This is a genomic window from Haloarcula salina, assembly GCF_049603855.1.
GTDB lineage: Archaea > Halobacteriota > Halobacteria > Halobacteriales > Haloarculaceae > Haloarcula > Haloarcula salina_A.
This window is the reverse complement of record NZ_CP187148.1, coordinates 303,738-318,102: the sequence shown is the minus strand read 5'-3', so window position 1 is coordinate 318,102 and position 14,365 is coordinate 303,738. Positions and strand designations below refer to the sequence as shown.

The 14,365-nt window shown below is 69.4% G+C and carries 18 protein-coding genes; 4 read left to right on the top strand and 14 right to left on the bottom strand.

All coding sequences use genetic code 11. The features are described 5' to 3' along the window. Positions 1–48: 48 nt before the first annotated feature. Positions 49–246, top strand: a complete 198-nt coding sequence (locus ACOZ4I_RS18820) for a 30S ribosomal protein S17 (protein ID WP_424004962.1) — start codon at positions 49–51, stop codon at positions 244–246. Positions 247–369: 123 nt separating this feature from the next. Then, complete coding sequence (locus ACOZ4I_RS18815; protein ID WP_424004961.1) at positions 370–1,704, top strand: 5'-deoxyadenosine deaminase; 1,335 nt, start codon at positions 370–372, stop codon at positions 1,702–1,704. 31 nt (positions 1,705–1,735) lie between these two features. Here ACOZ4I_RS18815 and phnE read toward each other — a convergent pair whose 3' ends face one another. From phnE to yqeC, 6 genes are all read right to left on the bottom strand, one after another. After that, on the bottom strand, positions 1,736–2,647 hold the full coding sequence (gene phnE / locus ACOZ4I_RS18810) for a phosphonate ABC transporter, permease protein PhnE (RefSeq protein ID WP_424004959.1): 912 nt from the start codon (positions 2,645–2,647) through the stop codon (positions 1,736–1,738). Beyond that, positions 2,640–3,467, bottom strand: a complete 828-nt coding sequence (locus ACOZ4I_RS18805; RefSeq protein ID WP_424004957.1) for a phosphonate ABC transporter ATP-binding protein — start codon at positions 3,465–3,467, stop codon at positions 2,640–2,642. The genes phnE and ACOZ4I_RS18805 overlap by 8 nt, the downstream gene beginning before the upstream one ends. A gap of 6 nt (positions 3,468–3,473) precedes the next feature. Next, a complete protein-coding gene (gene phnD, locus ACOZ4I_RS18800; protein WP_424004955.1) occupies positions 3,474–4,364 on the bottom strand; it encodes a phosphate/phosphite/phosphonate ABC transporter substrate-binding protein in 891 nt (296 codons plus the stop codon). 84 nt (positions 4,365–4,448) lie between these two features. After that, positions 4,449–4,829 carry a Rid family detoxifying hydrolase gene (locus tag ACOZ4I_RS18795; protein WP_424004953.1) on the bottom strand — a complete coding sequence of 127 codons (381 nt, stop codon included), beginning with the start codon at positions 4,827–4,829 and terminating at the stop codon, positions 4,449–4,451. Between the two features lie 78 nt (positions 4,830–4,907). Then, complete coding sequence (locus ACOZ4I_RS18790; protein ID WP_424004951.1) at positions 4,908–5,510, bottom strand: nucleotidyltransferase family protein; 603 nt, start codon at positions 5,508–5,510, stop codon at positions 4,908–4,910. Positions 5,511–5,553: 43 nt separating this feature from the next. Further along, positions 5,554–6,330, bottom strand: coding sequence for a selenium cofactor biosynthesis protein YqeC (gene yqeC, locus ACOZ4I_RS18785; protein ID WP_424004950.1), 777 nt, complete (start codon positions 6,328–6,330; stop codon positions 5,554–5,556). Positions 6,331–6,424: 94 nt separating this feature from the next. On the opposite strand from yqeC, the gene ACOZ4I_RS18780 reads away from it, so the two are divergent. Both ACOZ4I_RS18780 and selD read left to right on the top strand, forming a co-directional pair. Continuing rightward, a complete protein-coding gene (locus ACOZ4I_RS18780; protein ID WP_424004948.1) occupies positions 6,425–6,670 on the top strand; it encodes a sulfurtransferase TusA family protein in 246 nt (81 codons plus the stop codon). A 2-nt stretch (positions 6,671–6,672) separates the two neighbouring features. Continuing rightward, a complete protein-coding gene (gene selD, locus ACOZ4I_RS18775; protein ID WP_424004947.1) occupies positions 6,673–7,701 on the top strand; it encodes a selenide, water dikinase SelD in 1,029 nt (342 codons plus the stop codon). A 74-nt stretch (positions 7,702–7,775) separates the two neighbouring features. Here selD and yqeB read toward each other — a convergent pair whose 3' ends face one another. The 8 genes from yqeB to ACOZ4I_RS18735 all read right to left on the bottom strand — a co-directional run bounded on the left by yqeB (position 7,776) and on the right by ACOZ4I_RS18735 (position 14,308). Further along, positions 7,776–9,356 carry a selenium-dependent molybdenum cofactor biosynthesis protein YqeB gene (gene yqeB / locus ACOZ4I_RS18770; RefSeq protein WP_424004946.1) on the bottom strand — a complete coding sequence of 527 codons (1,581 nt, stop codon included), beginning with the start codon at positions 9,354–9,356 and terminating at the stop codon, positions 7,776–7,778. Continuing rightward, positions 9,353–9,598, bottom strand: coding sequence for a hypothetical protein (locus ACOZ4I_RS18765; protein ID WP_424004945.1), 246 nt, complete (start codon positions 9,596–9,598; stop codon positions 9,353–9,355). Before ACOZ4I_RS18765 ends, yqeB begins: the two co-directional genes overlap by 4 nt. Positions 9,599–9,600: 2 nt before the next feature. Further along, a complete protein-coding gene (locus tag ACOZ4I_RS18760; protein WP_424004944.1) occupies positions 9,601–9,954 on the bottom strand; it encodes a DsrE family protein in 354 nt (117 codons plus the stop codon). Continuing rightward, positions 9,951–10,322 carry a DsrE/DsrF/TusD sulfur relay family protein gene (locus ACOZ4I_RS18755; RefSeq protein ID WP_424004943.1) on the bottom strand — a complete coding sequence of 124 codons (372 nt, stop codon included), beginning with the start codon at positions 10,320–10,322 and terminating at the stop codon, positions 9,951–9,953. The genes ACOZ4I_RS18760 and ACOZ4I_RS18755 overlap by 4 nt, the downstream gene beginning before the upstream one ends. A 71-nt stretch (positions 10,323–10,393) precedes the next feature. Continuing rightward, entirely contained in the window at positions 10,394–12,859 is a 2,466-nt protein-coding gene (locus ACOZ4I_RS18750; protein ID WP_424004942.1) for a xanthine dehydrogenase family protein molybdopterin-binding subunit, read from the bottom strand. Beyond that, a complete protein-coding gene (locus ACOZ4I_RS18745; RefSeq protein ID WP_424004941.1) occupies positions 12,856–13,443 on the bottom strand; it encodes a (2Fe-2S)-binding protein in 588 nt (195 codons plus the stop codon). Before ACOZ4I_RS18745 ends, ACOZ4I_RS18750 begins: the two co-directional genes overlap by 4 nt. 156 nt (positions 13,444–13,599) lie before the next feature. Next, positions 13,600–13,947 carry a hypothetical protein gene (locus tag ACOZ4I_RS18740; RefSeq protein ID WP_424004940.1) on the bottom strand — a complete coding sequence of 116 codons (348 nt, stop codon included), beginning with the start codon at positions 13,945–13,947 and terminating at the stop codon, positions 13,600–13,602. Continuing rightward, entirely contained in the window at positions 13,940–14,308 is a 369-nt protein-coding gene (locus tag ACOZ4I_RS18735) for a MarR family transcriptional regulator (protein ID WP_424004939.1), read from the bottom strand. Before ACOZ4I_RS18735 ends, ACOZ4I_RS18740 begins: the two co-directional genes overlap by 8 nt. Positions 14,309–14,365: the final 57 nt, after the last annotated feature.

Here is a 14,365-nt window from a genome sequence, read left to right as displayed (position 1 = left end):
GTCTGCGGGCACCACAATTAACACGGTCACCCGTCGACTTCCAGGCCCATGCATGCCGACCCGCAGGAGATCGTCAGGATCGGCGACCGGCTGCTGGCGGAGTACCCGGAGCTATTCACCGAGCAGTACGCCGCGAACGACCGGGTCGTCGAACGCGTCGTCGGCGTCGAGTCGTTTCGCTCGCGGTCGCGCCTCGCCGGGTACATCACGCGCGAGAAGCGGACGGGAGAGTCCGCTGGCAGCTGAGCCCGCACGCTTCGTGACACACGCGCCACAGACGCCGCACACAGGTGTGGCGCTGAGGCCGCCGTGGCGGGGGCGCTGTCGCGAGGACGTTCTTTATGTATCGAGGGCCGTGTTGCACGACGTATGTTGCTCACTGGGACCGTCGTCGCGGACTCCTCGACCGTCTACCCTGACGGGGCGGTCGTCGTCTCCGGCGACCGCATCGCAGCGGTCGGTCCACGATCCGAGGTTGCACCGCGGTACCCCGACCACGACCGGCAGTCCTACGACGTGCTGTTGCCGGGGCTCGTCGGCGGCCACGTCCACTCCGTCCAGAGCCTCGGGCGGGGCATCGCCGACGACACCGAACTGCTCGACTGGCTGTTCGACTACATCCTCCCCATGGAGGCCTCGCTGTCGGCCGACGAGATGGAAGTCGCGGCGACGCTCGGCTACCTGGAGATGCTCGAAAGCGGGACGACGACGTGTATCGACCACCTCTCGGTCGCCCACGCCGACCGCGCCTTCGAGGCGGCGGGCGAGATCGGCATCCGCGGCGTCCTCGGCAAGGTGCTGATGGATCAGCGCTCGCCCGACGGCCTGCTCGAAGACACGCAGGCCGCGCTCGACGAGTCCGAGCGGCTCATCACGAAGTACCACGGCGCGTTCGACGACCGCATCCGCTACGCCGTCACGCCGCGCTTCGCCGTCTCCTGTACCGAGGAGTGTCTCCGCGGCGCGCGCGAACTGGCCGACGCCTACGACGGGGTGCGCATCCACACCCACGCCAGCGAGAACCGGAGCGAGATCGAGACCGTCGAAGCCGACACCGGGATGCGCAACATCCACTGGCTCGACGAAGTGGGCCTGACCGGCGAGGACGTGGTGCTGGCCCACTGCGTCTGGACCGACGAGAGCGAGCGGGAGGTGCTCGCCGAGACGGGCACGCACGTCACGCACTGCCCGTCATCGAACATGAAGCTCGCGAGCGGCATCGCGCCCGTCTGGGACTACCGTGACCGTGGCATCAACGTCGCGCTCGGCAACGACGGCCCGCCGTGTAACAACACGCTCGACGCTTTCACGGAGATGCGACAGGCCAGCCTCCTCCAGAAGGTCGACCAGCTCGACCCGACGGTGACGCCGGCGAGCGAAATCTTCGAGATGGCGACGATCAACGGCGCGAAAGCCGCCGGCTTCGAGAAGCTCGGGGCGCTCCGTGAGGGGTGGCGCGCCGACATTATCGGCGTCGACACGGACCTCACGCGCGCGACCCCGCTGCACGACGTGCTCTCGCACCTCGTGTTCGCCGCCCACGGCGACGACGTGCGCTTCACGATGGTCGACGGGACGGTCCTGCAAGAACACGGCGAGGTGACCGCCGTCGACGCCGACGCCGTCCGCGAACGGGCGTCCGAGATGGGACTGAACATGGACCTCGAAGACGCCCGAGAGTCGGCCCAAGAACAGAAGCCCTGAGCGGCGGTCGGGGACACGGTCGCTGTCGGTCTCACCCCAGGCGCGTCCGGAACCGCGAGGCGAGCCAGTCGCTCAGGACGACCAGCCCGAAGACGGCGGCGATAGCGGTCACGAGCTTCTGGTACTGCAGGCGCTGGATGGTGACCACGAGATAGTAGCCGATGCCGCCGGCCCCGACGAAGCCGAGAATCGTCGCCGAGCGGATGGTACACTCCCAGCGGTACAGCGTGTAAGAGGTCACGGTCGCGGTCACCTGCGGGACCATCCCGTGACAGACCGCCTGGAGCCGCGTCGCGCCGCCGGCCGCCACCGCCTCGGTCGTCATTGGGTTCGTGTCTTCGAGGAAGTCGGCGTACAGCTTCCCCAGGACGCCGGCGTTGTGGACCGCCAGCGCGAGGACGCCCGCGAAGGGGCCGAGCCCGATGGCGGTGACGAACAGGAAGCCCCAGACGATGCCGGGCACGGAGCGGAGGAAGCTGAGGACGGTCCGGCTGACGTGGTAGACGCCCTTCCCCGCGGCGACCCGCGTCGGGGAGGCGTTCGCATAGAGCGGGCCGCGGTGAGTGACCGTCGCGGCGCTGGTCACCGCGAGCGGGACGGCCAGCGCGACGGCCAGCGCGGTCCCGACGACACTGATGGCCAGCGTCTCGACGACGGCCCACAGCAGGCCGTCGCGGACGGTTCGGCCCAGCAGGTAGTCGCGGCTGGTATCGGGCGGCAACCCCTCGGCGACGAAGGCCAGCATCTGCTCGCGCGCGCCGGGCGAGGCGAGCGCCAGCGGGTCGACCTCCGCAATCCAGGCGGCGACCAGAAGAACGAGACACCCGGCGAGCAGCGTCGTGAGCCGCCGCTTCGAGGCCAGCGGCTCCGTCTCGTACGCCTCGCCGGCCACCGACTGACCGAGTCCGGTCTCGGCCGACGAGCCGGCGCGCTCCTCAGGCATACCAGCGGGCCTGCGCTCGGGACTCGTCGTCGCCCTCGGTCGGTTTCGCCGCTCGGTGCTGCTGCGTTCCATCCGACGAACGCCGCCCGTCGGGGGTCGACGTCCCCGCGGCGAACAGGTCGTCGAGCATCGCGTCCGTTACCTCGGCCGCGGGCTCGTCGAAGCGCACGCGACCGCCCGCCAGTCCGACGATGCGCTCGAAGCGGTCCAGCGCCAGACCGACTTCGTGGAGGACGGTGACGAGCAGTTCGTCGTCGAGGACGGCGTCGAGCACGTCGATCACGTTCGCGCGGGAACTGGGGTCTAAGTTCGCCGTCGGTTCGTCGGCCAGCACGACCGGCGCGTCCCGGACGAGCGCCCGGGCGAAGGCGACGCGCTGGCGCTCCCCGGCGCTCAGGGTAGCGGCGCGAGCATCGGCCTTCTCGGCCAGTCCGACGGCGTCGAGCAGTTCGAGCGCCGGTTCGGGGTCGCGCGGAACGAGTGGTTCGAGAAATCCCCTGAGCCACGAACAGTCCCCGACGCGGCCGCTGAGGACGTTCGCGAGCGCGGTGCGCCGGTCGACCAGCGTCTCGCCCTGGTACGCGAGCGTCACGTCCGCTCCGGAGACTGGCTTTCCGCCGAGCGTTATCGTCCCCTGGTCGGGCGTGAGCGCGCCGCTCGCCAGTCGGAGGAGCGTCGTCTTGCCCGCGCCGGAGGGGCCGACGACGGCAACGTGCTCAGCGGGGGCGAACCGCAGCGACACGTCCGACAGCGCCGGCTCGCCGTCGAAGCGCCTGGTCACACGGTCGAACACCAGTTCGCGGCCCGCCGACTCAGACATCCATTCTCACCCCGACGCCCCCGTCTCCGTCCCGGTCTCGATCCCGGCCATCTCGACGGCGTCGTCGAGCGAGGCGAAGTCGTCGTGGCTGACCTCGACGTAGCGGTCGACGTTCTGCTGGTCGAGGATGTCGGCATCCTCTGTCGAATCCAGGCTCGTGAACGCCCGGCGGACCTCCTCTGTCGTCGCCGCCTCCATCGACGGCGAGACGGCCCACGGGTAGTCGGGAAAGCCCGGCGTCCGCCAGATCTCCCGGATGTCCGTCACCGCGTCGTCGTCGACGAGCGCGTCGTAGATACGGGCGTTCAGCGCGCCGACAGTCCCGGTCGAGCCAGCGACGGTCTTCGCCGTGGCGTCGTGTGCGCCGACGTGTGTGACCTGGTCGAACGCCGTCTGCGGGGCCAAATCGTGCTCCGTCTGGAGGTAGTACGTCGGCATCACCGTCCCGCTGGTGGAGATTGGATCGCCGAACACGAGGTCGAGGTCGCCCACGTTCGCGGCCACGTCGTCCATCCCCTCGGCGTCGGCGTCCGCGCCGACGACGAACGCGGAGTGCCACAGCGTCTCGCCGTCCTTCGACCCGACGACGACCGGCTCAGCGCCGGCCCGATGATGGGCGAGGACGTACGAGACGCCGCCGTAGTACGCGAGGTCGACCTGGCCGGCGACCATCGCCTGGACCATCCCGGCGTAGTCCGCGGCGGTCCGGAGGTCGACCGTCGCGTCGAGTTCGGCCTCGAGATGGGACGCGAGCGCCGTGTTCTGCTCGATGGCGGTGTCGGGGTCCACGTCGGGAACGACGCCGACGGTCAGCGTCGGCTCGCTCGTGCTCCCCAGACAGCCGGACAGCGACAGCGCGGCCGCTGTCCCCAGAAAGCCGCGTCTCGTGGTCTGCATGTGCTACTCGCTGGCATGGCGAGCGGCTTGAAACTTTCGTGGGACACACCGGCCGGCCCGTGTGTCGCGTCGCTTCCCCGACGGTCAGTCGTTCGCGGCGATGGCCTCGATCTCGACGCCGACGCCCTTCGGGAGGTTCGCGACCTCGACGGCGCTTCTGGCCGGCGGTTCGTCGTCGAAGAACCCGGCGTAGGTGTCGTTCATCGCATCGAAGTCCTCGATATCGTCGAGGAAGACAGTCACCTTGAGCACGTCGCTCATGTCCAGGCCCTCCTCGTTCAGGACCGCTTCGACGTTCGAGAGCGACTGCTCGGCCTGGACATCGATGGGTTCGTCGTCGAGCAGTTCGCCGTCGAGCGTCAGCGGGATCTGGCCCGCCGTGAACACGAGGTCGCCGTTCGTCGTCGCCTGACTGTACGCGCCGACGGCCGCGGGGGCGTCGTCGGTGCTGATGACGCGCTTCATATCCCGTCGTTCCGCCAACAGCGCCTTAAAGGCACGCCCTCCAGCCGGCTGCCAACACCCCCCGTCGAGTGCCCGCGGCTACTGGGCGTCCCCTTCGAGATCCGCCTCCGTGTCGATGTCTCGCCGGACGCCTGGGTCGTCGACGTCGACGAACTGGACTCCGTCGCCGCTCTCGATGAGGTCACGCCCTCCACGGTCGCCGGAGACGGCCGCGAGCGCGTCGAAGTGCCGCCGGTCGAACAGCACGGGATTGCCGCGCTGGCCGTCGTAGCGCGGGACGACGATACTGTCCTGGCCCGTCCGGTACGCCGCGACGACCCGGTCGACCGTCTCGACGCTGACGAACGGCATGTCCCCGAGCAGGAAGACCGCGGCGTCCCAGTCGGACTCGCGAGCGAACGCGACGCCGCGGCGGACCGAGGTGCTCTGGCCCTCGGCGTAGTCATCGTTGCGACGCTTCGCGAGCGGGAGGCCGTCGAGTGCCGCACCGACCGCCTCGGCCTCGTGACCCAGTATCGCGACGACGGCGTCGAGCCCCGACGCGCACGCGGTCTCGGCCACGTACCGGACGAGCGGCGCGCCGTCGACCGACGCGAGCAGTTTGTTGTCGGCCCCGAACCGAGAGCTGTCACCGGCGGCGAGGACGACGCCGCCGACCGTCGAGCGGTCCCGTTCCATCATTGTTGCGGCTCCCGGGCGGTCGCTCCGCGACGGTTCGGGGTCATCAGTCACCGACCTCCCGCACCGGAGCCTCGACGCGTTCGCAGACGCCCGTCTCGAAGGAGGTGACGACGCCGCGAGAGAAACGGCCGGTCTGTGCCATCGCGTGGTCGAGCACCTTGCGGGCGGTCGCTCGCCGCCCTTCCGTGTCCGCCTTGTTCACCAGCGGGACCACGGACGCTGACGACGGGGCGTTTCGGCGGCCGCCTTCCGGGTGTGCGAGCACCGCCCCGACCGCATCGGCCGTAATGGTATCGCCCACGTCGAGTTCGGTGAGGGCCGCGACGCGCTCCGGGCGGTGAACGGTGGCGGTCGTCAGCGGTTCGCCCACGGCGGCGACCGAGGCCACCGCCACGACGTGCGTCGCTGCGCTCGGAATAACTGGCTCGTCCTCGCCAGGGGCTTTGAACTCGCGTCGGCGCGCGCCGTCGGCCTTGACCAGTAGCCGGTCGAAGACGCCGCTGTAGTACACCGACCGCAGGAACTCGGGATCGAATCCGTGGACCTTCTCGTCGGCGCGCTCGGGGTCAGCCACCCACTCGCGGGCGAACGCGAGCGGCGGGTCGTGGTCGGAGATGACGTAGGGGTAGCCGTCGCGGACGGTGAGCGTCAGGGGGAGGTCCGGGGGCGGCGGCATCGCCGTCGTCGTCGTGTATCCCACGTCGAAGCCCTCGCGAGCGCCCTCGGCGGCCAGTTGCCCCATAGCGGTCTTCTTCCCGCCGGCCCCCACGAACGCGACGAGCGCGCGGGCGTCGACGCCCAGCGCGTCGGTCAGTCGCATGCGATAGCTCGCTCGCACAGCCACATATAGCTCTCGCCGCCACACCCGCCGTGTCGCCGATAGCGTTTTTGTGACCGGGCGGCACGTCTCCGGTATGCCTCGCGTGGACGTTCGCGGCGAGATCTGTCCCCGACCGGCGCTCATCGTCCGCCGGGAGCTCGCGGACCTCGAACCGGGAGACACGCTCGTGGTCAGGGGCGACTACCCGCCGGCCGAGCAGAACCTCCGCCGGATGTGTACGACCCACGGCTTCGACGTGTCGGCCGCCGACACCGACGAGGCTGACGAGTTCGAGCTCCGGCTGCTGGTGACCGACATGTCGTCGCTCCCGGAGCGGTGACGATGCCGAGCGATGGGGGCGACGACGAGCCGCACCTCACAGAGTACGCGGAGTTGCACGGCTGTTCCTGCAAGGTCGGACAGAGCGACCTCAACGCGCTGCTCGCCGACGCCGGACTCGACGACGGCCGCGACGACCTGCTGTTCGGGGTCGGCGAGGACGCCGCCGCCCGTCGGCTCACCGACGACCTCGCGCTGGTCTCGACGGTGGACTTCTTTACGCCCATCGTCGACGACCCCTACGACTTCGGCCGGGTCGCGGCCTGTAACGCCGCGAGCGACGCGTTCGCGACGGGCGCGACGGACAACGTCGACTGCCTCGTCGTCCTCGGCCTGCCCCGCGAACTAACCGACAGCGCGGCCCCGATTCTCGCCGGCATGGCCGACGCCCTCGACGCGATGGGCGGCGGCGTCGCGGGCGGCCACACCATCATGAGCCCGTGGCCGTTCGCCGGCGGGGCCGTCACCGCGACGGCCCACCCCGACGCGCTGCACACGGCGCAGGGAGCCACCGCCGGCGACAGGCTCTACCTGACGAAACCGCTCGGGACGCAGCCGGCGATGGGCGCGACGCGCGTCTCTGACGGGGAGTTCGTCGAGACAGTCCGGGAGGCCACGGACCGCCCGCTCGACCGCATCGGCGCGGACGCGGTCGCGTGGATGACGACACCAAACCGCGACGCGGCGCTGGCCTGCCGGGAGTTCGCGGTTGCCGTAACGGACGTGACCGGCTTCGGTCTCGCCGGCCAGAGCCGCGTCCTCGCCGAGCGCTCGGGCGTCGGCGTCGAACTGACGCACCTCCCGGTCATCGCGGGAACGCCACAGCTCTCGCGGCTGTTCGGCTACGGACTGGCCGCCGGCGAGAGCGCCGAGACCAGCGGCGGACTGCTGGTCGCGGTCCCGCCGGACGCGACGGCCGACCTCGAAGCCGCGTTCGACGACGCAGACGTGTTCTTCAGGGAGGTCGGCCGTGTCACCGACGGAAGCGGCGTCACCGTCGACGAGCCGACCGTCGAACCGATCCGCCGATAAGCGTTCGTAGGAGTCTTCTACCGCGGTTCAGGAGGTCTCTAACAACAATACTGGGTCGTGGGAGGATTGACCCATCAACTCAGGCGAAGCACTGCCTCCAGGACGCCGCCGCCGAGACAGAGCGCCTTGTCCGAGATCTTCGTCGGATCGACCGACTCGCCACGGGGGTCCACGTCGCCGAGTTTCGTCCCTTCGGAGACGTCGAGGCCGCCGTGAACGAGGCCGCGGACGAGGCCGTCGATCTCCGTCTCGACCGGGCTGTCGCCCACGTGTCCGACCACGTCGCCCGCGGCGACGGTGTCTCCGATGGCGACGGTCGGCTCCCACGGGCCGTCGCTCGGTGCGCGGAGCACCCGTTCGTGGGTGTAGCCGCGGCGCTCGCCGGGTTCGCCGTCGTAGTCGCTCGCGGTCCCCTCGTAGAACACGCGGCCGAGTTCGTGCCCGCGGTCGGTCTCTACGACGGCGTCAACGTCTGCGCCGGCCTCGAACCCGGGCCCCATCCCGACCACCACCCCGGCGTCGTCGCAGCGCGTCCCGGTGTCGAACTTCCCTTTCGCCATGATGGCGTCGACGAGGACGGCGGCGTCGAGTTCGTCGGCGACCGCCGCGTCGGGGTCGACGAGAACCGGCACGTCCCCGTTGCCCAGGACCTCAATCGCCTCGTCGATGTCGTCGGCTCGCCGGCCGGTGACGCCCTCCACGGACACCTCGCCCTCGTACAGCGCGGCCCCGAACGCGACCGCGCGGCGGACGACCGTGGGGCGCTCGACCTCCGTGACGACGACCGGGTAGCCCGCCCGGTGGAGGCGGTAGACGACGCCGCTACCGAGGTCGCCGCCACCCCGGACGACGGCGAGGTCGTCGAGGTTCAGGTCGGTCGCGCGCTCGCCCGTCGCGTCGTGACGGTCCATGCTGACCTCCGCGAGGATGGAGAGGGCGACCGCGGCCGGGCCGCTCCCGCCGAGGTCGAGTCCGACGGGCGTCCGAACGCGAGCGAGGTCGCGCCGGGCGTATCCGTCCGCGGCGAGCGAGTCGAGGACGTGATCGGCCTTCGTCTCGCTGGCGACGAGGCCGACGTAGCCCGCGCCGCCGTCCAGCGCCGCGCCGACCGCGTCCTGATCGAACGTGCCGCTCCGCGTCGCGACGGCGACCGCTGTCTCGCGTCCCATCGGCAGGTCCCGCAGTTCGTCGCCGTAGTCGCCGTGGACCACTGTCGTGTCCTCTGGGAACGCCTCGGGGTCGGCGTAGTCCTCGCGGTCGTCCACGACGGTGACGGCGTAGCCCAGTCGCTCCGCCAGCGGCGCGAGGTCGGCGCTGATGTGGCCCGCGCCGGCGACGTAGAGGCGCGGGCGGCCCCGGACCCGGTCGACGAACACGTCCATCTCGCCCCCACAGACCATCCCGGTGTTGCCGCCGGGTTCGAGTTCGTACGTTCTGACACCCGGTTCCTCGTCGCCGGAAAGCACCGCGCGGGCGTCCTCGACCGCGAGGTGCTCGACCGTCCCGCCGCCGATGGTCCCGTACGTCTCCCCGGCGGTGACGACCATCTTGTCGCCCACGTCCCGCGGGGCGCTCCCGTCCTTCCGGACGATGGTCAACAGCGCCGCCGGGTCGCCGCGCGCGGCGAGTTCGTCGAGGCGCTCGAACAGGCTCATACGAACGATGTCACCTCCTGGTCGACCATCAGGCCGACCACCCGGTCGTATGAGATCGGTTCGATCTCCGGCGGCAGGTCGACCCCGCGGACGTCGACGTCTCTCGCCACGGCTGAGACGGGCGCGTCCACGTCAGGCGTCAGGTAGACGCCGTCCTGGATCAGGACGACGTGGGCGTCCGGATCGCCCGCGGCGGTTCGCAGTCCGATTTCGGCCATCGGCTTGTCGATGAGATAGAGCATGGTCAGAAGTCGAGCGTGTGGTCGGCGTCCCGGATGCGGGCGGCGACGCGGTCGCCCGGCCACACCGCAACGTCGTCTGCGATGTCGGCTTCGTCTATGTCACGGGCGTCCATCGCGGCGGCGTCTGCGACCATGGTCCCGTCCTGTTCTACGAGGTCCGCGACGTGGCCCGTCATGTTCAGGGCCTCGCGGTCGACGGAGTCGCGCGCCCCGTGGACCCCGTCCTGGGTGAAGACCACCGTCACGTCGTGCAGGTCGAATCCGGCCGCGACGCCGCGGGCAGCCCGCAGACCCTCGGGGACGTGGACCCGACCGTAGGGGGCGCGCGTCAGCATGACGACCACGTCTCGCTTCATAGCGAGACCACCCGGTCCGCCTCGCCGAGGATGTCGGCGAGATCGGGGAGCAGGCCCACCTCGACGCCGTCGGGATAGTCCGCGTCGGCGTCGATGCCGCGGGCGTCGACGCAGAGCCCGCAGCAGATGACCTCCGCGCCGTCTTCGATGAGTTCCTGGAACTTCGCCGTCGGCATCTCGTCGTACAGCCCCGAGTCCGAGCAGTCCGGGAACGACTGGTCGGCCACCGGGACGAGCGCGCCGTCGAGGTAGTGGAAGTAGCTCACCTCGTGGCCCGCGTCCAGCGCCGCCCGCCCGAGTTCGTAGGCGGTGCGCCAGCGCTCGCTGTCGAAGGGCCCGCCGGTCAGGAGGAACCCGATGTAAGCCATGGTGTCGATTTCCGGAGAATCGGTCTTAACGCTTCCCCCGACACAGCGAGCGTGGGATCGGGGGGTGGCCGTCAGTCGTCGCTGTCTCTCGCGTCAAGTGCGGCCCGCAGGTCCTCGTCGGTGAACGGCAGGTCGGTCAGGCGGACGCCGACGGCGTCACGAATGGCGTTCGACAGCGCCGGGGGCACGCCGTTCGTCGGGAGTTCCGCGATGGACTTCGCGCCGAAGGGGCCCGTCGGCTCGTGGGTCTCGACGAGGATGGTCTCCATCGGCGGGTGATCCGTCGTCCGGGGCATCCCGTACTGGCGGAATCCGAGCACCTCGGGGTTGCCCTCGTCGTCGAACGAGAGGCCGCCGCTGGTGGCGAATTCGAGGCTCATGTGCTCACCGCCCTCGATCTGTCCCTCGACCAGCGCGGGGTTGATGGCGACGCCGCAGTCAGCGGCGAACACAAGCTTGTTCAGTTCGTACTCGCCGGTCTCCTCGTTCACCGTCACGTCGGCGAACTGCGCGCCGTAGGGCGGCGGGCTCTCGTCGGTCGAGTGGTTGCCGTCGCCGAGGATGTGCTCGCGCTCCTCGTCGCCGTAGGCCGCCTCGTACCCGATCTCCTCCAGCGAGACGCGGTTCCCGGTTTCCTCGCTGTACACCGCGCCGTCGCCGGTGTCGAGGACCTCGGGCGGCTCGTCGAGCAGCTTCGAGCCCCAGTCTAACAGCCGTTCCTTGGCGTCCTCGGCGGCGTTCTTGACCGCTCGGCCGCTGATGTAGGTCGTCGAGGAGGCGTACGCGCCGTAGTCGAAGGGCGTCAGGTCGGTGTCCGCGGCGACGACGACCACGTCTTCCGGCGTACAGCCGAGCACCTCCGCGGCGATCTGTGAGAACATCGTGTCCGCGCCAGTCCCGGTGTCGACGCCGCCGACCTGCAGGTGGAAGCTCCCGTCCTCGTTCATCTTCACCTGCGCCGCGCCGAGTTCCTTGCCCGCGACGCCGCTGCCCTGCGCGATGAGGGCCATGCCGACGCCGCGATGGAGGTGGTCCGCCTCGGGCTGTTCGAGGTCGTCGTAGCCGATGGCCTCCTTCCCGCGCTCGACGCACTCGCGGATGCCACAGGACCGGATTTTTCGCTCGAATCGGTCGTCGTCTTTCAGGATGGCCACGCTCCGGTCGAGGTCGCCCTCGCGGACCGCGTTCCGCAGGCGGAACTCGACGGGGTCGAGGTCGAGGCGGCGGGCCACCTCGTCCATGTGGGACTCGACGGCGAAGTGGCCCTGGGGTGCGCCGTAGCCTCGCATCGCCGCGCCCATCGGGAGGTTCGTGTGGACCACGTCGCCCGAGAAGCGGACGTTCTGGACCCGCGGGTAGATGGGCAGGGGCTTCGTCCCGACGTTGTTCGCGACGGTCATGCCGTGCGTGCCGTAGGCCCCCGAGTTCGACAGCGTGTAGAGATCCATCGCCTCGATGTCGCCCTCGTCGGTGACGGCCGTCTTCATCCGCATCCGCATCGGGTGCCGGAAGCGAAGCGCGGTGAACTCCTCCTGGCGCGTCATCTCCAGTTTGACCGGGCGACCGGCCGCGAGGTGGAGCGCGAACGTGATCGGCTCGATCGCCATCTCCTGTTTCGAACCGAACCCCGCACCGATGCGCGGTTTCGTCACACGCACGTCGCGGATCGGCACGTCGAACAGGTGCGAGATCTGGCGGCGCGTGTGAAACGGAACCTGCGTCGCCGTGATGAACACGTGGCGGTCGTCCTCGTCGGTGTAGGCGATGGTTGCGTGGGGCTCCGGGACGCAGTGGGACTGGTACGGCGTCTCCCACTCGGTCTCGACCACGTGGATGTCGTCCCCGGCTTCCGCCGCCTCGAACGCCGCGTCGACGTCGCCCAGTTCCCCCTCGAAGTGCGATTCGAGGTTCCTCGCGTAGTCCGCGCCCGACTGCTTGTTCTCCACGTCGTCGGTCTCGAACAGTTGCGGGGCGTCCTCGTTCAGCGCTTCTTCGGGGTCGAACACCGCGTCGCGTTCGCGGTACTCGACCTCGACTTTCCGGGCCGCGCGATCGGCGATGTCCGGGTCCTCGGCGGCGACGGCCGCCACCGGGTCGCCGACGAACCGGACGTGCTCGCGCAGGACCGTCAGGTCCCACGGGCTCGGCTCGGGGTAGGACTGGCCCGAACTGGAGTACAGTTTGTCCGGGACCACGTCGTCGAACGGCGTGATGACCGCGTAGACGCCGTCCATCGCCTCGGCGGCGCTGGTGTCGACCGACTCGACGTAGCCGTGGGCGATGTCGCTGCGCACCACTTTGCCGTGGGCGAGATCCGGGAAGCGGTCCCGGTAATCCGCCGTGTAGCGGGCCTCGCCGGTGACGATCTGTCGCGCGTCGTCTTTCTCCTCGTCCGTCGTGATGCTCTCGCGTTCGTCCGGAGCCTTGCGGTCCGGTTCTCTCGCCGCGCCCTCCACCGTTCCGCCGGTGGCCTCCTCCTCCGCCCGTACGCCGTCGGGTCCGTCGTCGAGGTCCGATGCGTCCTCCGAGTCGCTCATGGCTCGCCCTCCGAACAGTCACACCCGCCGGGCGGACAGCCCGAGTCGGGCGTGCCGCCGGCCGCGTCGTCGGGCGATGGGCCCCGGTCGCTCGGCGGCCCGCCGTCGGTCGCCACCGCATGGTCCCCGTCCATCCGGTCGGCGGCGTCGAGCACCGCCTCCACGATCTTCTTGTAGCCCGTACACCGACAGAGGTTGTCCGACAGCGCCTCGCGGACCTCCTGCTCGGTGGGGTCGGGGTTCTCGTCCAGTAGCGCCTTCGAGCGCATGATCATCCCCGGAATGCAGAACCCACACTGCAGCGCGGTGTTGTCCACGAAGGCCTGCTGGACCGGGTGTAAGTCGTCCTGATCGCCGAGTCCCTCGATGGTCTCGACCGACGCCCCCTCGGCTTTCGTCACGGGCGTCACGCACGACAGCGTCGGGTCGCCGTCGACGTGGACCGTACAGAAGCCACAGGCCCCGGTGTCACACCCCCGTTTCGCGCCGGTGTACCCGTTGGCCCGCAGCACGTCGAGGAGGGAGTCGGACTTCGACGCCTCGAACGTCTCCGTCTCGCCGTTCACTTCGAGTTCGATTTGCATATGGCTCATCAGCTCGCTAACTATATCGGCTACGTGCCGCCCAGAACCGTAAATAGCTATCGCGGATACGCACCCTCACAGACCGCCACAAACAGCGTGTGTCGCACTGCCCCGATATCGGGGCTTGCACCGGTGACTCGGTCCGTCAGTCCGCCCCTAGCCGGTGTCGGCGGTAATGTACTCGGCACTTCGTTTCGTAATCGTCTCTGTGAAACCCGGATCCACACGTCCCTGTGGGTTCGCTACCGCATCGTGTTTGACTGTGGCGAGGACCCACGGTGAACAGAACGATTTCCTGTCCGGGTTGCCGCCGGCAATCCAGTTATCGCCGATAGCGATGTTCTCCGGGAGATCACTGAGCGTTAGCCCGGCACAGAGATACTCCTCTCCGCTGAACGGCAGCGCATCCGCAGTGAGAACGAGCCACGGGCGGGGATTCCCTCCAGCGTTGTAGGGATCCGGTGCCCAGAACACGTCGCCAGCGCTGTATCGGTCGCTACTCATCGAGGTCACGCGGGTCGATCGCGTGTTCCTGCCACTCGTCGTAGTCCGGCGTCTCACCGTCATCCTCGTGTGCGGCGATGGTAGCAGCCGCGTGAGTCGTTGCGGTGTCGACGCTCGCCTCGTGGTCACTGACTCGCCAGTAGTTCCCGCGATGGTCGACTCTTCCGCGCTCCCGGAGTCGGACGAGCGTTGGACCGAGGGACCCCTCTGTTACGTCGGTCTCGGCGGCGATTTCGCTCCGAGTGAACGCCTTGCCAGGATTGTCCCTGAGGAACGCCAGGATTGCTCCCGCGTTTGTCTCCGGAGAGGGCGTGTCACCGTCGTCGGGGATGTTCTCGAATCGGTCCGCGCTGATTGGCATATTCGTCAGTTATGTCCCGCCGATATTGAATGTACTGACTGTACTGGCTGTACTGAA